This is a genomic window from Kribbella sp. NPDC020701 (genome assembly GCF_055562215.1).
In genome coordinates, this window is record NZ_JBVHFT010000030.1 from 21153 (window position 1) to 40926 (window position 19774).

Genomic DNA, 19774 nt, shown 5'->3' on the forward strand with positions numbered 1-19774 from the left:
GGTGAGTACGACATCCGCAGAGCAGACGAGCCTCACCAATTCCTCGCGAGGAGAACTGCTACTCGAGGCGAGTGGGCTGCAACGCTATTTCCCGGTCACCCGCGGCATGATCTTCCAGCAGCAGACCGGGGCGGTGAAGGCGGTCGACGGGATCGATCTGGCCATCCACGCAGGGGAAACGCTCGGAGTGGTCGGCGAGTCCGGTTGCGGGAAGACGACCACGGGGCGGCTCGTGACCAGGCTGGACGAACCGACAGGCGGCACACTCACGTTCCTGGGCGAGGACATCACGCACCTGAGCCGGGCCCGGATGCGCCCGCACCGGCGGGACATCCAGATGATCTTCCAGGACCCGTTCTCGTCGCTGAACCCGCGGCAGACCGTCGGGGCGATCATCGCGGCGCCGTTCGACATCCAGAGGGTGAAAGCCGACGGCGGCACGAAGAACGCCGTACAGACGCTGATGGAGCGGGTCGGGCTGAACCCCGAGCACTACAACCGCTACCCGCACGAGTTCTCCGGCGGTCAGCGGCAGCGCATCGGCGTGGCGCGAGCCCTTGCGCTGCGGCCGCGGCTGATCGTCTGCGACGAGCCGGTCTCGGCGCTGGACGTCTCTATCCAGGCCCAGATCGTCAATCTGCTCGAGGATCTGCAGGAGGAGTTCGGCCTGGCTTACCTGTTCATCGCGCACGACCTGTCGGTGATCCGGCACATCTCCGACCGGGTCGCGGTGATGTACCTCGGCAAGGTGGTCGAGACGGCCGGCCGGGACGAGCTCTACAACCACGCCCGGCACCCGTACACCCATGCGTTGCTGTCGGCGGTCCCGGAGGCGGACCCGGACGCAACCGTGCAGCGGGACCGGATCCGGCTGACCGGGGATGTGCCGAGTCCGCTGAACCCACCATCTGGCTGCCGGTTCCGTACCCGGTGCTGGAAGGCGCAGGACATCTGCGCCGATCAGGAGCCGCCGCTGCTGCAGATCGGCGCCCCTGACCACCTTGCGGCATGTCACTTCCCGGAGGAACGGGATGTGATCTGACAACTAACGGACAGCCGCCGCGACCCGGCGGCGCATGTCAATACAGAAAGGAACACTGGCCATGGATCACGTCAAGCGAACCGGGATGGCGATCGCCGCAGGGTTCGGTCTGGCCGTGTCGGCGGTTGCCTGCGGGGGCGACGACAAGGGTACGCCGAGCGCGCAGAACACGGCCGGTGCCAAGGGGGGCACCGTCACCGTCTACCACGTCAGCGATGTGGAGCATCTCGACCCGGCCCGCAACTTCGTCACCGACTCCGGCATGATCGGCAAACTGATCACCCGGACCCTGACCGACTACCGGTACGACGCCAAGGCGAAGAAGCTCGTGCTGGAGAAGGACCTCGCCGACAGCTACGAGTCCAGCCCGGACTTCAAGACCTGGACCTTCAAGCTGAAGGACGGCATCAAGTACGAGGACGGCACGCCGATCGTCGCCGCCGACATCAAGTACAACGCGGAGCGTTCGTTCGCCGCCGACATGGCCGAGGGTGCGCCGTACGCGCACGAATACCTCGACTGCGCGGGCTACAAAGGCCCGTACGTGTCGAACAACAACGCCGGCAAGGGCTGCACCGCGATCGAGGTGCCGGACGAGAAGACGATCGTCTTCAAGCTCAACCGGCCGGTCGCCTCGTTCGACGGTACCGCGAGCATGAAGGTCTTCTCGCCGGTCCCGAAGGCCAAGGACACCAGGACCAAGTACGACAACCACCCGGTGGCCTCTGGTCCGTACAAGATCGAGTCCTACACGCGGAAGAAGCAGCTGGTGCTGGTCCGCAACGACCAGTGGGTCCAGGCGACGGACCCGGTGCGCGATGCCCGGCCGGACAAGTTCATCTTCAAGTTCGGTGACGCCGAGGCGACAGTCGACCAGCGGCTGATCGCGAACGGCACCGCGGACCAGAGCTCGCTCAGCTTCGCGGGTGTGCAGCCGGAGAACATCGCCAAGACCAACCAGGCGAATGTCAAGGACCGCGTGGTCCAGGGCACCGACATCTGCCGCCGCTACATCGCGTTCAACCAGCAGAAGCCGTTGCTGAAGAACCAGAAGCTGCGCGAGGCGCTGTACTACGGCCTGGACCGGACGAGCTACCGCGACGGCCGTGGTGGCGAGCGGCTCGCCGCCGTGGTCGACTCGATCATTCCGCAGGACATGGAGGGCTACAAGCCGGAGGAGAACTTCAAGGCTCCGGCCGAAGGCGACCAGGCGAAGGCCAAGCAGTTGCTCACCGAGGCCGGCTACAAGGGCGAGAAGCTCGTCCTGTCCACGGCAGACTCCGGTCTGGCGGTCAAGGCGGCCGAGGCCGCCCAGGCGTCCTGGAAGGCGATCGGGGTCAACGTCGAGATCCAGAAGATCCCGGGTGACAACTACTACTCGACGCAGCAGCAGGACTCCGCCGCGGCCGACCTGATCACCGCCGGATGGTGCTACGACTGGGCGAGCCTGACGACGATCGTGCCGTCCGTGTTCGGCCCGGACACCACCGCCCCGAACAAGTCGGCGCAGAACAACTACGGACGTAGCCAGGCCGGCTGGGACAAGATGGCCGAGCTGACGAAGGAGACCGACAAGCAGAAACTGGAGACCGGCTTGTCCGACCTGTACACCGAGATCATGAAGACGGCTCCGCTGGTGCCGACTGTCCAGGACCTCAACGTGTACGTCGTGGGCTCCAACCTCGACAACGTCGTGACCGACCCGAACACCGGTGGCTTCCCCGACCTGACCCAGATCGGAGTGAAGAAGGCCGGCTGACGACCGCACAACCGGGAGGGCGGCGGCCGGTGCCGTCGCTCTCCCGGTCAGCGGCAGGTCGGGCAACGGAAGTGAAGGGAGGCGCCGGTGCCGGCTGGTACAGCACCCGGTCGTCGCGGCTACGACTCGTCCGGCCGCAGGGACCAGGCCAGGATCAGGCGCGCCGCGGCACTTGATGCGTGTCTGACGTTGTTCCTGGAACGCGGCTTCGCGGCAACCACGATGCATGCGGTGGCAGAGCGAGCGGGCGTGTCAGCGGAAATGCTGTACAAGTCGATCGGCCCCAAGGCCGCACTCGCGAAAGCAGTGTGGGACGTCACGCTGGCGGGAGACGACGAGCCGCTGGCGATCGCCGACCGCCCCGTGCTGCGCGACATCTTCGCCACCCCGGGAGCTGAGGCGAAACTGGCTGCCTACGCAAGATTCGTGTGCGCGGTGAACGAGCGGCTCGCACCCTTGGCGGCGGTCCTGCTGGCAGGCGGATCGGACGCGGCGCAGGTTGTCGCCGAGACCGATGCGGAACGTCTGACCGGGCTGCGTTCCTTCGTGGGTCACTTCGCCACCGAGGGACTGCTCGCCGCGGATGCCAACCCGACGACAGTGGCCGATGCGTGGTGGGCGTTGACCGGTCCGGATCTGTTCGCTCGTCTCACCAGGGACCGCGGATGGCCCGCCCAGCAATATCAGAACTGGCTCGCGACGATGCTGGAAATATCCGCGACGACCAGTCCACGGAACAGAGCGGAATAGGCATGGCCCTAGGCTTCTTGCTCCTGCCACACCCCAAGGCCTCATAGCCGGCTGACACGCGGCTTGCCCTGACGCGGCTCCTGACACGCCGTGGTTTCTTGCAGGTCTGGTGAGTGGGGCGGAGGATCGCCGGTACGGTCGACTTTCTGGACCGCGTGACACCGCCCAGCACCGGCAAGGAGTGACGTGAGATTCTCGTTCTTGTCTCGACCCCGTGCTGTCCCCGCTCTGACAATCGGTGCGCTTGTGGCCGCAGCTCTCGTCCCACTGACAGTGGGACAGGCTGCCGCCGGCACACCAACGGCCGCCACCGAAGACTCCGAGAGCGTCAACCTCGCTCTCCTGCCAGGTGCGGTCGCCTCCGCCAAGTCCCAACGCATGACCGCGCCCGCGGCGACGTACGCGCCCGCGAACGCGACCGACGTGTTCGTGCACAACGGATGGACCTCGAACTACGCGTCGGTCGGCAACGGCTACGACCCGACCCAGGACTGGTTCCAGGTCAAGCTGGCCACGCCTGCCCCGGTGTACGAGGTGTTCACGCGGTGGACGTCACCGTCGAAGCCGACTGAGTACGACGTCCAGGTGTCCACGGACGCCGACTGCCAGACCTGGTCGACGGTCACCCATGTGGTGAATCCGGCCGACAAGGACTCCCAGGTGATCGATCAACAGAACCCGGTCTCGTGCGTCCGGATGCAGGCCCTGTCGACCACGTCCACGACCGGGTACACGATCAACGAGTTCGAGATCTGGTCCGGCCCCAAGCCGCCACCGGTTGTCGGGCAGATCACTCCCGTACCGGTGAAGCAGACGCCCGGCAGCGGTCAGCCGTGGGAGCTCACGGACACCTCCCGGATCGTCGTCTCCAGCAGCGCCCTCGCAGCCACGGCTGAGGTGCTCGCCGGTTACCTTCGGCCGGCCACCGGGTTCGTCCTTCCCGTGGTGACAGGTTCCGCTACGGCCTCTGACATCGCGCTAAGCATCGCACCGGTGATCGGCATCCCAGCGGACAAGGCCGACGAGGGCTACTCCCTCACGATCTCGAGCGCGGGCGCGAAGATCGTCGCCCCGCAAGCCCATGGCCTGTTCAACGGCTTCGTGAGCCTGAGGCAGCTGTTGCCAGCGGCAATCAATTCCCCCACCACCGGTGTGGGACCGTGGACAGCACAACCCATCACAGTCCTGGACTACCCGCGCTACGCGCATCGAGGCCTTCAGCTCGACCCCGCCCGCAACTTCATGACCGTGGCCGAGATCCGGTCCATGATCGACCAGTTGGCAGCGTTGAAGAGCGACCGCCTGCACCTGCACCTCAGCGACTCCCAGTCCTGGCGCCTGGAGATCAAGGGCTACCCGGCTCTGGACGGCACCGGGTGCAACGGTTCGGGCTGTATCGCGGGCTTCTACACGCAAGAGGACTTCAAGGGCCTGGTCAAGTACGCGGCCGACCGGTTCATCGAGATCGTCCCCGAATTGGAAGGCCCGGCCCACGCCACGGCGGCGGTCAGATCCCTGGGCGGCGTCGCGGTCATGGGTTGCCAGGGCCAGACCCAGACCGACCGGTTCTGCACCAACCCAAACGACCCGGCCAGTGAGCGGGCGCTCGCCTTCTGGAGAGACGCGATCGCACAGCTCGCCGCGATCTCGCCCGGACCGATCATCCACATCGGCGGCGACGAGGCCATCGGGATGCCCCACGAGGACTACAAGTGGTGGATCGGGCAGATGGAGACCATCGTCGACGGCACCGGCAAGCGAATGATGGGCTGGAACCCCGCACTCGAGGGCTACGCGCCGGGCTCGACCTCCATCAACCACTACTGGTCCGACTACACCGGCGGCGGTCCCCCGCTCATCAAGCCGGAGTGGTTCAACCAGGGCCGCGACGTCATCACCACCCCGGAGTGGAACGCCTATCTCGACTTCGGGTACGACGGCTCTCCCGGCCGCACACCGCGGACCGAACTCGACAAGGCCTATTCGTGGGACCCGGAGTGGGTCTACGAGAAGTACCGGTCCGTCTGGGCGCAACCGGCGTACGGCGGTCCGAAGGCCGAGGACATCATCGGCATCGAGGCGCCGATCTGGGGCGAGCAGATGCGTGGGCTGGCCACGAACGAGTACATGGTCTTCCCACGGTTGGCCGGAATCCTGGAGAAGGCCTGGTCTCCCAAGGTGCTCACCCAGGACTACGACGCGTATCGCCAACGGCTCAGCGTCGCCGGACCTCGGTGGGCCTTCGCCAACGTGAACTTCGGCTCCATCGCCCAGGTCACCTGGAGCCCGGAGTCGATGGGCACGGTCACCCGCTTCGGTGTGGACAGGACCGTGAACAACGCACCTCTGGGACATCTGGCTGCCGGCTCGCTTCCGCCGGGTGAGTTCACCGCCACGATCGATTGGGGCGACGGATCCCCGGCCGAGGCCGCCGGTATCGCAGCCCGCGATTACACAGCGAGTCAACGTCAGGGCAGAAGCCTGATGACCGTCAGCGGGAGCCACACCTACCCGGCGGACGGGGCGTATCACGGGACCGTCACCTACAGCCGTCAGGGCAAGACCTGGGTCGTGCCGTTCGTCGCGACCGGCGTCCCGTCCTGTACGACGATGCTCACCGGGACGCACCAAGGCCCGTTGACTGTGTCCTCGGGCGTCGCGTGCTTCGACGGCGCGACTGTCTCGGGACCGGTGACCGTGGCCGCGGGTGCCGGACTCTATGCATCCGGGTCTGAAATCCGCGGCCCGGTGACGGCGTCCGGGGCAGGGAACGTTCTGCTGTGCGGTACGACCGTGTCCGGGCCGGTGACCGTGACCGGTGGAACCCGGGTCTGGCTCGGCAACCGGAACGGCGAGTGCGCGCCAACGACTGTCACAGGTCCGGTGAAGGTCAGCGGTTCGGTGGGTCAGGTGACGGTCGACGGTGCGACCGTGGCAGGCCCGCTCGTCCTGCAGAACAACACCGGCTCGACGATTGTCTCCGGCAACCACATCAGCGGGCCGCTGTCCTGCACAGGCAACTCCCCCGCGCCGACCGACGCCGGCGAACCCAACTCCGCGTCCGGCCCGAAGTCGGGCCAGTGCACCGGCCTCTGACAGCCGGCCGGTGAGCACGGCGGCCCTGCGCACTCGCGACCTGCGCAGGGCCGCCATCGGCTTGCCCCTGTAGAACAAGGGCGCGGTTCAGGACACGCCGCCGCCGAGTTTGTCGCGGATTTGGTTCCAGCGCTTGTTGTAGATCGGGCCGAAGCGTCTCTGGGCTCGTTCGAGTTTTGGGCCGGTGTAGCGGCGGAGGGCCCAGACGGAGGTGGGCTTGGCCAGTCTGAAGGCTCCGACGAAGGCGACGACCGGCACAACGATGCCGATCAGGCCGGTGGGGAGCTTGCCTTTGAGGAAGCAGACGACCGCCATCAGGAGGTGGAACGCGATCGTGGCGAAGTAGGTCCACCTCGAGAGGGCACTGCCGGCGCGTTCGGGCTCGGCTCCGATCGGGCTGGTCTGCATCAGGAGCACGACACCGAGCGCTCCGCCCAGCACGATCGCGTCGATGGACTTGCGTCCCTCCGGCCCCCAGTAGACGTCGTCCAGATGCAGCCACAGCGCGAACTCGTCCAGCGTCAGGGCCGCCCCGGCCCCGAAGATCACCGCGAGCACCTCGGCCCACGGCGTACCCGGGGTGTAGCGGAAATACAGGAGCCCGGCAAGCATCACCATCAGGATCCCCCAGACCTGATGGTGGACGTGGATGCCGCCGATGTACGTGTCGGACAGGCCGCCCTGATCCTGGGCGGAAGCCTGCTTGGCACGGATGCGTCGGGTGACCGCCCGCGTGACGGTGAAAGTGACGAAGAAGGCCAGGAGCATCCAGGCTGCCTGCGCCCGACCGGTGTCGACGAGATCCCGATACCAACCCATGCAGATCACCCGTCAGACATCGAGCGAATCGGTTGAGATCCCGCGATCAGGACCGACTGGACAGCCGCGGTGGTGCTGAGCAGTGCGGCGATCGGGGTCGCGTGCGCGTTGTCACGGGTCAGGAAGCGCGGCATCACGTCACCGCGCGCCGGCATGTAGAGAATCTCCGCGTTGATCAGCGTCCTCGCCAGATAGGCGCCCTGGACCGAGATGATCACGCCGATGCTGACGAACGTCGCCCCCCACGATCCGACGACGGACTCCAGCACGCTGCCCATCGACGGCTGCTCGGACTTCGCCAGGTCGGCTTGCGGCAGTACGCCGTACGAGACCAAGGTCACCGATGCGAACACCGCCAGCACGCTCACGAATCCGAGGATCGTCGCCCGCCCGACGTCCTGACGCCGCCGGGCGAAGCGGGAGTACACGCTCGCGCCTTCGATCCCGAGGAACACGAAGGTGGTGACCAGCATCGTCTCGGTGACCTGGTCGAACACCGAGCCGACCGAGCGCTCGTCGCCGCCCCAGAAGTTGTCCGCGAACGTAGTTGCCGAACCCGGCGTTGGCGTAGACGTACACACCGCTGTCCAGGTCCGGCCGTCGGCCTCGCCGAACTCCTTGAGCAGTGTGAAGACTCCCCCACCGACCATCGAACCGACGACCATGCCGGTCAGGGTGAGGACCGAGACCTTCTGGACGGTGCTTGACCGGCGCGCGATCACAACGCCTCACTCCTCAGGAGCTGGGCCGGACCAACGGGAACAGGATGGTGTCGCGGATCGAGAGGCCGGTCAGGTTCATCACCAGCCGGTCGATGCCCATCCCCATCCCGCCGGTCGGCGGCATGCCGTACTCCAGGGCCTCGAGGAAGTCCTCGTCGACCTGCATGGCCTCCGGATCACCCGCGGCCGCCAGTTGCGACTGGGCGACCAGCCGCGCGCGTTGGTCCACGGGATCGATCAGCTCGGAGTACGCCGTACCCTGCTCCGCCGCGAAGATCACCAGGTCCCACTTCTCCGCGAGCCGTGGGTCCTTCCGGTGCGGCCGGGTCAGTGGCGCGTTGTCCTTCGGGAAGTCGGTGTAGAAGACCGGCGTCGTCGTGGTGCGCTCGCACAGTACTTCGTAGATCTCCTCGAGCAGCACGCCCCAGGAGGCGTCGGCGTCGGGCTCCAGCCCGACTTTCGCCGCATGTCCGAGCAGCGTCTCGACCGGTGTGTCCGCGGTGACTTCCTCGCCGAGTGCCTCCGAGACCGCCTCGCAGATGCTCTTGACCGGCCAGGTCCCGGACAGGTCGTACTCGACCGTCTTCCCGTCGGCATCGGTACGGCGGGCGAGTGGCGAGCCGTACACCGCGGTCGCGGCCTCCTGGATGATGTCCTGGGTCAGCAGCCGCATCGTGTTGTAGTCGCCGTACGTCTCGTAGACCTCCAGCGACGTGAACTCCGGATTGTGCTTGAAGTCCACGCCCTCGTTCCGGAACTGTCTGCCGACCTCGAACACCTTCTCCATGCCGCCGACGAGCAGCCGCTTCAGGTGCAGCTCGGTCGCGATCCGCAGGTACAGATCGAGGTCGTAGGCGTTGATATGGGTCTCGAACGGACGCGCGTTCGCGCCGCCGTGGACCAGTTGCAGCACCGGCGTCTCGACCTCGACGAATCCCCTCGCCTGCAGGGAGTCGCGCACACTCCGTACGACGGTCGCCCGCTTGTACGCCACGTCCCGGGCGGCCGGCCGCACGATCAGGTCGACGTACCGCGCCCGGATCCGCGCCTCCGGATCGACCAGTCCCTTGACCTTGTCCGGCAGCGGGCGGAGCGCCTTGCTCGTCAGCTGCAGCGACTCGGCGCGGACCGAAAGCTCTCCCCGCCGGGTGGTGATCACCTCGCCGGTGACGCCCACCTGGTCGCCGAGGTCGATGTCATGACGCCAGAAGTCGTACTGCTCCTGGCCGACGGCGGCCTGGTCGACCATGAGTTGCAGGTCACCGCTACCGTCGCGCAGCTTCGCGAAGCCCAGGCGTCCGAGGTCGCGTTTGAGGATGACCCGCCCGGCCACCGCTACTTGGCGACCCGTTGACGTTCCCGGCGGAAGGGTGCCGGCGTCGGCCCTGACCTGAGCCATCGTGTGCGTGCGCGGGTACGTCACCGGGTAGGGATCGATGCCCTGGGCCCGGATCCGGTCCAGCTTCTCCCGGCGTACCCGGACCTGTTCGGGCAGGCCCTCGATCGACAGCGCCGCTGCCAGCGGATCCGGCGGCTCGGGAATCAGAGCAGTAACCGCGGCAGCGTGGGCGGTACCGGCGGTGTCGAGAGCGGTCTCAGGGTTCTTGCGCCGGAGCATCGTGAGGCTGGGACGAGTCAGGAACCCCTCCGCACTGCCCGCGGCCGTCCCTACCCGGGGAAGATCCGAGGTGTACTCGAAGCACATGAACCGGGGCTGCCAGACCGGGAGGTACTTCGCGTTCGAGCGGTACAGCGACTCCAGCTGCCAGTTGCGGCTCGCGACCAGGAGCGCCTGACGCCACAACCGCGCGACCGGTCCGGCTCCGATCTCCGCGCCCCGCTCGAACGCCTCGCGGAACATCGCGAAGTTGAGCGAGACCCGGCCGACGCCGAAGACGGCCGCCTCTTCGGCGAGCGCTGAGACCATCAGCTCCACCAGGCCGTTGTCGGCGGTCGGGTCGCGACGCATCAGGTCGAGCGAGAGCCCGGTTCGGCCCCACGGAACGAAGCTGAGGAATCCGCGCAGGGAGCCCTCCGCGTCGTACGCACGCACCAGGACGCAGTCACCGTCGAGCGGATCCTCCAGCCGGCCGAGCGCCATCGAGAACCCCCGTTCGTCCCCGCCGTCACCCCGCCACGACCCGGCCGCCACGCCGAGGGCCGCGAACTCGTCGGCAGTCAGACTCGCGTGGCGAACGACGTTCGTGGTGTAGCCGCGACGCTGCAGGCGGGACACCGACTGCCGGACGGCCTTCATGCCGGGTCCGTTCAGCGAGAACGTCCGCAGGTCGACGATGGCCTCGTCGCCGATCTCGTACGCCGTCAGCCCGGCCTCCGCGAATGCGGCCGCACCCTCCTCTCCCGCACCCATCACCGCCAGCGACAGCCCGTTCGACCGGGCATGCTCGCGCCATCGCTCGATGGCCGGCGGCCAGTGGACCGGATCGCCGACCGGGTTTCCGCTGGCAAGGCTGACCGATCCGATCGCGCGGTAGGACACCCCCGACCGGGCATCGGCCGGATCGGCGGAATCCCAGACGATCGACTTGTCCCGGCGGGTCGCGAAGTAGCCGAGGGAGTCGGTGTCGCCGAAGTCCCGCAGCAGCGTCCGGATCCTGGCCTCGTCGGCGATGTCCAGGGTGCGGGTCTGCTTCGGCGCCCGGAACAACAGCTGCGCCGACACCAGTACGACGGACGCCCCCGCGAGCCCGATCAGCCCGCGCACCCACAGCGGTGCCGTCACCGCCTGGTCGGGGCCCAGCTCGCCGAGGTCGGTGAGCATCTCGTCCAAGACGTACTGCGCGGCGGTCGCGAAGTCACCGGCGTCCCCGAACCGGCGCACCAGCCAGGCACCGCCCAGCAGGACCGCCGCGCCGCCGACGAGGAACGAGACGATCGCTTGCCACAGGCTGCCCGGCACCCGTCTGGCCGCGAACTGGGGCCGGGCACGCCACGCGATGACGAGGACTCCGGCGATCAGCACGAGTCCGATGAGCTGCACCCACGACCCGCCATCGAGCAGCGAGGCGATCCTGGCCAGCTCCGGCAGGATCAACCACCACAGCACCAGGAGCCACCACGCGGCGCGCAACCGGCGTCGTAGCGCCACCCCCATGGCCACCAGAAGTGCGGCGTAAACAAGGCTCGGCACGAGCGGAATCGTGAGCATGGAAACGATATCCTGCTCGCGCGCGAAATAATCCCGCCACGGCGGCACCACCGCGACAACCGTCACCAGCGCGGCGAATGCGAACATGGCCGCCGCGAAATGATCCGGCCAGCGATCGTCGAGCGGTTTCAGAACGCCGACCGAGCGAATCCGGGCACCTGATTCCACCGGAAACGCAGCAGCATCCACCGTTGTGTTCATCCGGACCCACCCTGTAAAACCAACTCTCCCCAGCTCACGACAGTACAGGAGACCGTTGGTGACGTACACGCCCGGAACGACTGCCTACCGTACGTACGGACACGTTCGGTGACCGCCCGTACGGCGTAGCCTCGGCCTATGATCGCCGGTCTGCTGGGAGCTTTCGGGGCCGCCGTCTGCTACGGCGTGGGCTCGATACTGCAGGCTGTCGCCGCCCGCCGTACGCAATCCGCGGAGGGTCTCGACCCACGGTTGCTCATTCGATTGTTTGGCTCGTGGCGATACCTCCTGGGAATCGGGTTCGACGGCTTTGCATTCCTACTGTCCATTGCCGCGCTGAGGTCACTGCCGCTGTTCGTTGTGCAGTCGATCGTGGCGAGCTTCCTGGCGGTCACCGCGGTTCTCGGGGCGATCTTTCTGCACATGCCGCTGCGCCGGTCCGACTGGATCGCCCTGCTGCTCGTCATCGCCGGACTGGTCCTGGTCGGTCTGTCCGCGGCGGAGGATCGTTCGGTCACGGTCAGCGAGGCGGAACGCTGGGGCGTGCTGGTGGCAGCCGTCGCGCTCGGAGTGTTGGCAGTGCCGCTTGGCCGGATCGACGGCGCCCGTGGCGCCGCCGCCCTCGGCGCACTTGCCGGCCTTGCCTACGGCGCGGTCGCGGTGGCAGCCCGGGTGCTGCCCGGCTCAGTCCGTCTCGACACACTCTTCAGCGATCTCGGCACGTTGTTGACCGATCCGTCGATCTATGCGCTGATCCTCGCCGGCGGAGTCGCGCTCCTCGCCTACTCGACCGCCCTGCAACGCGGCAGCGTGACGCAGGCGACGGCACCGCTGGTGATCGGCGAGACGGTCGCACCCGCGCTGGTCGGCGTACTCATGCTGGGCGACCGGCCCAGGCCCGGCTGGGGATACGTCGCGGCCCTGGGTTTCGTCCTCGCGGTGGCCGGCGCCCTGCGCCTGTCCCGGCACGGCGACCTCACCCAGCCCGACCTCCAACGCACGACGTAGCCGTTGTGCCGGTGGTGATCTAACGTCCGGAGGGATGGCGTACGACGACCGGGAGCAGCGATGACCAGTACGACGATCGATCTGCAGCGGTTCCAGATGTATATCGGTGGAGAGTTCGTGGACGCCCTGTCGGGAGCGACCTTCGCCTCGAACAATCCCTACACCGGCAAGGACTGGGCGATCGTTCCGGATGGGACGGTCGAGGATGTGAACCGGGCCGTTCAAGCCGCGAGGGACGCGCTCGAGGGTCCGTGGGGTGAGATGACCGGCTTCAAGAGGGCGCGGCTGCTTCAGCGGCTCGGGGACGTCATCGCGGCCAACGCCGAGCGACTGGCCCGGCTCGAGGTGGCCGACTCCGGCAAGCTCTATCGCGAGATGATCGGGCAGATGCGGTACCTGCCCGAGTGGTACTACTACTTCTCCGGGCTCGCCGACAAGATCGAGGGACGCACCATCCCCTCGGACCGGGACAACTACTTCGTGTACACCCGACGAGAGCCGGCCGGCGTCGTAGCAGCCATCACGCCGTGGAACTCGCCGTTGCTGCTGATGACCTTCAAGCTCGCCACCGCACTCGCGGCCGGGTGCACCTTCGTCGTGAAGCCGTCCGAACACTCCCCCGCCTCGACCCTGGCCTTCGCCGAACTCGTTCACGACGCCGGATTCCCGCCCGGCGTGTTCAACGTCGTCTGCGGGCTGGACCGGTCGGTCGGCGCCGCGCTGGCCGGGCACCCCGGCGTCAACAAGGTCGCCTTCACCGGGTCGACCGCGACCGGAGCCGCCGTGGCCCAGGCCGCCGGGGCGAATCTCAACCGCGTGACGCTCGAGCTCGGCGGGAAGTCGGCTCAGGTGGTGTTCCCCGACGCGGACCTCCCCGCGGTGGCCAACGGCGTCATCGCCGGTGTCTTCGCCGCGACCGGCCAGACCTGCATGGCCGGATCACGTCTCATCGTGCACGAGAGTGTGCACGACGAACTGGTCAGCCTCATCGTCGAGCGTGCCGACCGGATCCGGCTCGGGGACCCCAACGACGAGGACACCGAGATGGGGCCGGCCGCGAACACACCGCAGTACGAGAAGGTGCTCGGCTACTTGGAGACAGCGCGGAAGGAAGGGGCCGTGGTCGCCTGTGGTGGCGGTCCCGACGAGGACCACGGCGGGCTCTTCGTCCGGCCGACCGTACTCACGGGTGTGACGAAGGAGCACACCGTCGTACGCGAAGAGATCTTCGGGCCGGTGCTGTCCGTGTACACGTTCCGCGACGAGGATGAGGCGCTCGGCCTGGCGAACGACACGCCGTACGGGCTCGCCGGTGCCGTGTGGACGAAGGACGTGCACCGAGCACATCGGGTCGCTGCGCGGCTACGGGCCGGGAACGTGTGGATCAACGCCTATCGAGTCGTCGCGCCCAACGTCCCGTTCGGCGGCTTCGGTGCGAGCGGAATGGGCCGTGAGAACGGGATCGACGCGGTCCACGAGTACACCGAGGTGAAGTCCGTCTGGGTAGAACTCACCGGAGCCACCCGCGACCCGTTCAAACTCGGCTGATCAAGAATCTGCTCGTGCCCGCGCCGGGTTCGCGCGTAGTCTCGGCAGGGACCTGATTCGTGCTCAGGGGGAGCAGAAGATGAGCCAGCCATCGACCCAGTCCGACTACCCCGACCACATCGATGCCGCCGTACTGAAGATCGCCGGCGTCGTCGTGTTGGGCGCTGTCATGTCGATCCTCGACATCACGGTGGTCAACGTCGCGTTGCCGACCTTCCAGATCGAGTTCGGCACGCCGGAGAACCCGGTCACCTACGCGCATGTCGCCTGGACGGTCACGGCGTACACGCTCGCGCTCGCGACCGTGATCCCGCTGACCGGCTGGGCGGCCGACCGGTTCGGCACCAAGCGGCTCTACATGATGGCGATCTTCCTCTTCACCGCCGGATCCGCCCTGTGTGCCACCGCGACGAGCATCAACATGCTCATCGGCTTCCGGGTCCTGCAGGGACTGGGTGGCGGCATGCTGATGCCACTGGGCATGACGATCATGACCAGGGCCGCGGGGCCACACCGGATGGGCCGGCTGATGGCCATCCTCGGGGTGCCCATGCTGCTCGGCCCGATCCTCGGCCCGATCCTGGGCGGCTGGCTGATCCAGGTGGCGAGCTGGCACTGGATCTTCCTGATCAACGTGCCGCTCGGCGCGATCGCGCTGGTCTACGCCTGGTTCGCGCTGGCCAAGGACACCCCGCACCGGTCGGAGTCGCTGGACCTCCTCGGAGTGGCACTGATGTCCCCCGGGCTCGCCCTGTTCCTCTTCGGCGTGTCCTCCCTGCCCGCCGAGGGCGGTGACTTCACCGCCCCGCGGGTGTGGGTCTCGATGCTGGTCGGAGTGCTGTTGATGGGGGCGTTCGTCTGGCACTCCTTCCGGCCGGAGCACCCCTTGCTCGACCTGAGGCTGTTCCGCAACCGCAACCTCACCGTCTCGATCATCACAATGTTCCTTTTCGCCGCGGCGTTCTTCGGCGGGCTCCTGCTGGTGCCCACCTACTTCCAGGAGATCCGCGGCGAGTCCACCCTGCAGGCAGGTCTCCTGGTCGCGCCGCAGGGCCTCGGCGCCATGGTGACCATGCCGATCGCCGGGAGACTCGTGGACAAGGTGCCGGTGGGCCGGATCGTGCCCGTCGGGCTGGTGCTGATCGTCATCGGCATGTTCGGCCTGACCCAGCTCACGGCGACGACGCCGTACCCCCTGATCATCTGCATGCTGGTCGTGATGGGCTTCGGGATGGGCGCCACGATGATGCCGTTGTTCACCTCGGCGCTGAAGACGCTCGCCGGCCCGCAGGTCGCGCGGGGGTCCACCCTGCTCAACATCACCCAGCAGATCGCCTCGTCCTGCGGTGTCGCGACGATGTCGGTCATCCTCACCAACCAGCTCAACAACTCGCCGATCATCCCCGGGACGGAGAACGTCGCCGGGCTGGACGAGGGCCTTCGCGAGACCCAGGCCGCCATCTTGGCCAACACCCATCCGATCAGTCTCGCCCCGTTCCATATCGACCCCGCCGCGATCGTGCGCGGGCTCGTCGACGCCGCCGAGGCGTTCGCCCACACCTTCTGGGTCGCCTGGGTGCTGGTGGCACTCACTCTGATCCCGGCCCTCATGCTTCCCCGCAAACGCGAGGAGTCACGCCTCCTCGACGACGTGCCACCCGCGGTAGTCGACTGACCTCGGCGCGGGCCGCTGGTCGTCGGACGTTCGTCTGGATGTCATCCGCGTATCGGCCGTTTGCTACGTAGCAGGCGGACTGTGGCGAAGCGCTGAATGATCGGCGCCCCCGTCATGCGGAAATGAGGATCCATGAACGACTCCTCCGACGTGCCCACCGGCATCAGCCGGCGTCGGCTGCTCGGCACCGGCGCGGCCGCCGGCCTGGCCGCGACCTCGCTCGCGTTGCCGCCGAACGTGCGTACGGCGCTCGCGGCCCCGCCGCCGAAGCACGGTGGACTGAAGGACATCAAGCACGTCGTCATGCTCATGCAGGAGAACCGCAGCTTCGACCACTACTACGGGACGCTGTCCGGTGTGCGCGGCTTCAGCGACCCGCACGTACGGCGGCTGCCCAACGGCCGGAACGTCTTCTACCAGCCGGACCCGTCCAACCCCGACGGCTACCTGCTGCCCTACCGGCTGAACACCAAGATCACCCCGCCAGCCCGGTGGCCAGACCGGAGCGGCGTCGATCACCAAGTGGAAGCAGTTCGGCATCGCCAAGCCGGGCGACCCGCGGCTACGTCTTCTCCGAGACCTCCGACCACACCTCACAGCTGCGCCTGCTGGAACGGATCACCGGTGTGAAGGAGACCAACATCAGTGACTGGCGACGTGAGACCGTCGGCGACCTGACCGGAGCATTCCGCTTCGGCGACACGAAGCACGCGCCCACGCTTCCCGACACCACGGGCCAGTACAGCCTCGCGCAGTACCAGGCCTCCCAGCTGCCACTGCCGACCATCCCCGGCAGCCAGCAGACGGTCCCCCGCCAGGAGCCGGGCCACCGCCCGCACGCCGGCTGACCTAGCTGCAGTCATCGGTACGGACGCCGTCGCTCGAGCCTCACGCGTCAGGCTGGGGCGACGGCGCGGGTGACGACCCAGCGATGGGGTGAGATCGGCCGGGTACGGGTGAAGCCGTGGTTCTCGAACGCAGCCATCGGCCCGGTGTGCAAGAACGACCCTGAGACTTTGCGGTCGTCGGTTTCCTCCGGATAGCCCTCGACCGTGCCGCCGCCCAGGCGCGCGATCTCAGCCAGTGCCCCACCAAGCGCCGCATTCGCGACACCCCGGCGCCGGCCGCCCTTACCGGTGAAGAAGCAGGTCACGCGCCAGTCCGGCAAAGCAGTCAAGCCCTTCTCATACAACCGCCGACTCTTGATCTCCGGCAACTCTTCGGCCGACCCGAACTGACACCACCCCAAGCACTGATCCCCGTCGAACACCAAGGCTGCATGCGAACTGCCCTCACGAACCCGCTGCTCCTTCTCAGCCCGGTTCTGCGCCGCGGTCCGGTCCTTCCCCAACTTGACGTGAAACCCCATACACCAGCACCCACCCCAAACCCCGTTGTTGGCCTCCACCAACCGAGCGAACGCAGGCCACGTCTCCCCATCCAATGGCCGCACAACAAGCGTCACCTTGAAAGACCTCCATCACGCGCAGATACCCCAGCAGCAACAGCCTATTGGCGTCGGAACAGGTCGCGCGTGAAGCTGGACGTTTGGACGAAGAGGGGCGGTGCCGGGGTGCGGATCACCTCAGCGATGTCCGGAGCCTCGCTCTGCGGGGAAGCCGCTGTCTTGCGTGCCGTCGTCTTCTTGGCCGCGGATCCCTTCTTGGCAGGGGCGCGCTTGCGGGTCGGTGGCTTGGCGTCCGAGTCAGCGAAGTCGCGGCCGTAGGTGACGTAGCGGGTCTGCAGCGGCTCGAGGTTCAGCGCCTCGACGGTGGCCTGCCACCATTTGGCCGTTTGCCAGAAGGCCTCCGGCGAACTGGCAGCGCTGTCCAGCCCCGGACACAAGTCGTACCCGGCGGCGCCGATGAGTGACTCGATCACCGCCGCGGACGGGATCCCGTGACCGTTCAGGATCGGGTTGCCGGCCGCCCCGGCACCCCAGACGAACCCGAGCCACTCCAGGATCAGGCTGGGTACGTCGACCACGACGCGCTGTTCGGCGAACTGGCCGAGGATCGACTTCTGGTTCTCCACATCGCCCAGCCACTTGTCGGGCTCAACGGGCACTCTGATCAGGGCGATGTTCGGGAACCGCTCGGGATCGCCGTACCGGTCGAGCGTCGCGCCCTGTACGCCGTTGTACATCGACGGCATCTGGAACCCTTCTTGTGGATCCAGGGACGTCTCCAGCAGCCGGCTGTCGCCGATCCTGGTCTGAACCGTGGAGATCAGCGCGGCGTGTGACCAGTGACTCGGGGTCATGTCGTGCCGCAGGTGCGATTGCGCGACTCTCAGCCGGAAGTCGTAGATGCTGGTGCCACCCACCAGCAGCAGCCAGGTTGCCTTTGGCCCCTTCTTCGGATCGTGGCCCAGGGCATCCAGCTGATGGCGCACCCAGTCGAGATTGTCCTCGTCCGCGGCGCGGGCCGCCCACTCGAACTGCTCGACCGGGTCGAGGGCTGAGGAGCCGCGAACAGTAAGCATGAGGTCTCCCTGGCACTAGATGCGGCGCAGCTTGAAGCGCGGCGCGTTGATCGGGTTCATGGATCGGCCTGGTTCGTTGATCATCCAGTACTGGGTGTCCACGTCCACCCCGGTCTGGGTCCGGCCGAACTTCAGCAGTGCGACGTGATCCCCCATCTTGCCGGGGTCCCTGACCGGCCACTGCATGGCGGTGTCCAGCAGGTCCGCCGTGCCTTCCACGTGGAAGTACCGGTCCGGCCTCTTGGCCTCGGACCGTGAACTCATGGCGACCAGGGAGGTCGGAGACGAGATCACCTCGTACAGCTTGCTCCACGGCCGATCCTGGTTGCCGGTCCAATGCGTTGCGGAAATGACACGGCCGTAGTGGACGTCGCCGGTCAGCGCCAGCGGTTGGCGACCCTGGCTGGACAGTTTCATCAGACCCCGCATGATGTGGGGATAGTCCGTCAGGTTCGCGAGGTTCAGATCCATGTACTTCTCGAACAGGCCCTTCGCCGGCTGGAACAGCGATGGCCCGGTGATCAGAACCGGTAGCAGGTCCCGGCTCGCGATCACCTCGTCGATCCAGGCATCGAACCGCAAGAGATCGTCGGCGAGGGTGCTGCTTCCCGGGGCGCCGCGCTTGCTGACCGTCCGGAACGTCCGATTGTCGAGCAGGAAGAACGACAGCGGCGGCACGTCGATGCGATACGTGTACCTGCCGGTCTCCGCCAGCTGGTACGCGTCGAACATCTCGTGGGCGGCCCGCTCCCAATTGTTGCGGCTGGCATCGAACATCGTCGCCGGCCAGCCGGTGCTCGGCTGCGGATAGTTGTTCCAGTACTCGTGATCGTCGGGGATCGACGCGACCGGAGCCGCGTTCAGGATCTGTGCGAATCCCGTGCCCTGCCAGTTCTTCCGGTACTTGACCTCGAAGGCCTTGGCGAGTGCCGCCTCGGTGTACAAGGTCTGCGCCTTGAGATACGGGTTGTCCAGGTACACCTGATCCCCCATGGCAATCACCAGGTCCGGTCGCGTGGCGTCGTCCCTGCTGAGGGACTCCACCAGGGCGCCGGCCTTGCCGGCGGAGTCGCCAGGCTCGTAGAAGCACGACACGGCCAGGACGTTGAACGTCTCGCCGAATCCGTTCGGCAGTTCATCAGGAAGTACGCGCGTCGTCAGCGGCGGGCTCTCCTCGCGACGACCGGGCCAGACGACCGTGACCTGAAGGGTGTCTGGGAGCGGGTGATCGCCGACCGAGGCGGGCAGCTCGAACACTCCGGTCTGCGTAACCACGTCCGCCAGCGGAACCTTGGTCAAAGCCCTGACCTGGCCGATGTCACCGGCTGGAACCGGGGTTCCGTTCAGCCTCCATTCGAGACTGGCCGGCGCCTCGGCATCGAAAACACCAACCCACAGTCGATGGCACCCACGAGTCGCCGGCGCGAGTGCATGCAGCTCCACAGTGCCGTACACGAGCCCCCCTCGCGTCTGTCATCCCCGGCTCAGCATGGCACCGCGG

General features: G+C 67.2%; 15 protein-coding genes. 9 read left to right on the top strand and 6 right to left on the bottom strand.

Features of this window, described 5'->3' with window-relative positions; all coding sequences use genetic code 11:
• Position 1: 1 nt before the first annotated feature.
• The 4 genes from ACZ3HV_RS41655 to ACZ3HV_RS41670 all read left to right on the top strand — a co-directional run bounded on the left by ACZ3HV_RS41655 (position 2) and on the right by ACZ3HV_RS41670 (position 6647).
• Entirely contained in the window at positions 2 to 1042 is a 1041-nt protein-coding gene (locus ACZ3HV_RS41655) for an ABC transporter ATP-binding protein (protein WP_465693157.1), read from the top strand.
• Positions 1043 to 1103: 61 nt separating this feature from the next.
• The gene (locus ACZ3HV_RS41660) at positions 1104 to 2801 is read left to right on the top strand and encodes an ABC transporter substrate-binding protein (RefSeq protein ID WP_465693159.1); all 1698 of its coding nucleotides are present in this window, start codon (positions 1104 to 1106) and stop codon (positions 2799 to 2801) included.
• Positions 2802 to 2888: 87 nt separating this feature from the next.
• Positions 2889 to 3551: a TetR/AcrR family transcriptional regulator gene (locus ACZ3HV_RS41665; RefSeq protein WP_465693161.1), complete on the top strand. Its 663-nt coding sequence runs from the start codon at positions 2889 to 2891 to the stop codon at positions 3549 to 3551.
• A 246-nt stretch (positions 3552 to 3797) separates the two neighbouring features.
• The gene (locus ACZ3HV_RS41670) at positions 3798 to 6647 is read left to right on the top strand and encodes a family 20 glycosylhydrolase (RefSeq protein ID WP_465693163.1); all 2850 of its coding nucleotides are present in this window, start codon (positions 3798 to 3800) and stop codon (positions 6645 to 6647) included.
• Between the two features lie 87 nt (positions 6648 to 6734).
• Here the strand turns inward: ACZ3HV_RS41670 and ACZ3HV_RS41675 are convergent, their stop codons facing one another.
• Genes ACZ3HV_RS41675 through lysX form a run of 3 tightly spaced genes read right to left on the bottom strand, consistent with a single transcriptional unit; the run spans position 6735 to position 11558 of the window.
• Complete coding sequence (locus ACZ3HV_RS41675) at positions 6735 to 7466, bottom strand: hypothetical protein (RefSeq protein WP_465693165.1); 732 nt, start codon at positions 7464 to 7466, stop codon at positions 6735 to 6737.
• Between the two features lie 5 nt (positions 7467 to 7471).
• Positions 7472 to 8188 (bottom strand): amino acid permease, encoded by a 717-nt coding sequence (locus tag ACZ3HV_RS41680; RefSeq protein WP_465693167.1) that lies wholly within the window; start codon positions 8186 to 8188, stop codon positions 7472 to 7474.
• Between the two features lie 13 nt (positions 8189 to 8201).
• The gene (lysX, locus tag ACZ3HV_RS41685) at positions 8202 to 11558 is read right to left on the bottom strand and encodes a bifunctional lysylphosphatidylglycerol synthetase/lysine--tRNA ligase LysX (protein WP_465693169.1); all 3357 of its coding nucleotides are present in this window, start codon (positions 11556 to 11558) and stop codon (positions 8202 to 8204) included.
• Positions 11559 to 11696: 138 nt separating this feature from the next.
• On the opposite strand from lysX, the gene ACZ3HV_RS41690 reads away from it, so the two are divergent.
• The 5 genes from ACZ3HV_RS41690 to ACZ3HV_RS41710 all read left to right on the top strand — a co-directional run bounded on the left by ACZ3HV_RS41690 (position 11697) and on the right by ACZ3HV_RS41710 (position 16637).
• Positions 11697 to 12566 carry an EamA family transporter gene (locus ACZ3HV_RS41690; RefSeq protein WP_465693171.1) on the top strand — a complete coding sequence of 290 codons (870 nt, stop codon included), beginning with the start codon at positions 11697 to 11699 and terminating at the stop codon, positions 12564 to 12566.
• A 60-nt stretch (positions 12567 to 12626) separates the two neighbouring features.
• Complete coding sequence (locus ACZ3HV_RS41695; protein WP_465693173.1) at positions 12627 to 14114, top strand: aldehyde dehydrogenase; 1488 nt, start codon at positions 12627 to 12629, stop codon at positions 14112 to 14114.
• A gap of 79 nt (positions 14115 to 14193) precedes the next feature.
• Positions 14194 to 15789, top strand: coding sequence for a DHA2 family efflux MFS transporter permease subunit (locus ACZ3HV_RS41700; protein ID WP_465693175.1), 1596 nt, complete (start codon positions 14194 to 14196; stop codon positions 15787 to 15789).
• 132 nt (positions 15790 to 15921) lie between these two features.
• Positions 15922 to 16419 (top strand): alkaline phosphatase family protein, encoded by a 498-nt coding sequence (locus tag ACZ3HV_RS41705; protein ID WP_465693177.1) that lies wholly within the window; start codon positions 15922 to 15924, stop codon positions 16417 to 16419.
• On the top strand, positions 16416 to 16637 hold the full coding sequence (locus tag ACZ3HV_RS41710; RefSeq protein ID WP_465693179.1) for a hypothetical protein: 222 nt from the start codon (positions 16416 to 16418) through the stop codon (positions 16635 to 16637). The genes ACZ3HV_RS41705 and ACZ3HV_RS41710 overlap by 4 nt, the downstream gene beginning before the upstream one ends.
• Positions 16638 to 16684: 47 nt before the next feature.
• Here ACZ3HV_RS41710 and ACZ3HV_RS41715 read toward each other — a convergent pair whose 3' ends face one another.
• From ACZ3HV_RS41715 to ACZ3HV_RS41725, 3 genes are all read right to left on the bottom strand, one after another.
• Positions 16685 to 17158 (bottom strand): GNAT family N-acetyltransferase, encoded by a 474-nt coding sequence (locus ACZ3HV_RS41715; protein WP_465693180.1) that lies wholly within the window; start codon positions 17156 to 17158, stop codon positions 16685 to 16687.
• A gap of 140 nt (positions 17159 to 17298) precedes the next feature.
• Positions 17299 to 18273, bottom strand: coding sequence for a hypothetical protein (locus tag ACZ3HV_RS41720; RefSeq protein ID WP_465693182.1), 975 nt, complete (start codon positions 18271 to 18273; stop codon positions 17299 to 17301).
• A gap of 15 nt (positions 18274 to 18288) precedes the next feature.
• The gene (locus ACZ3HV_RS41725; protein WP_465693183.1) at positions 18289 to 19572 is read right to left on the bottom strand and encodes an alkaline phosphatase D family protein; all 1284 of its coding nucleotides are present in this window, start codon (positions 19570 to 19572) and stop codon (positions 18289 to 18291) included.
• Positions 19573 to 19774: the final 202 nt, after the last annotated feature.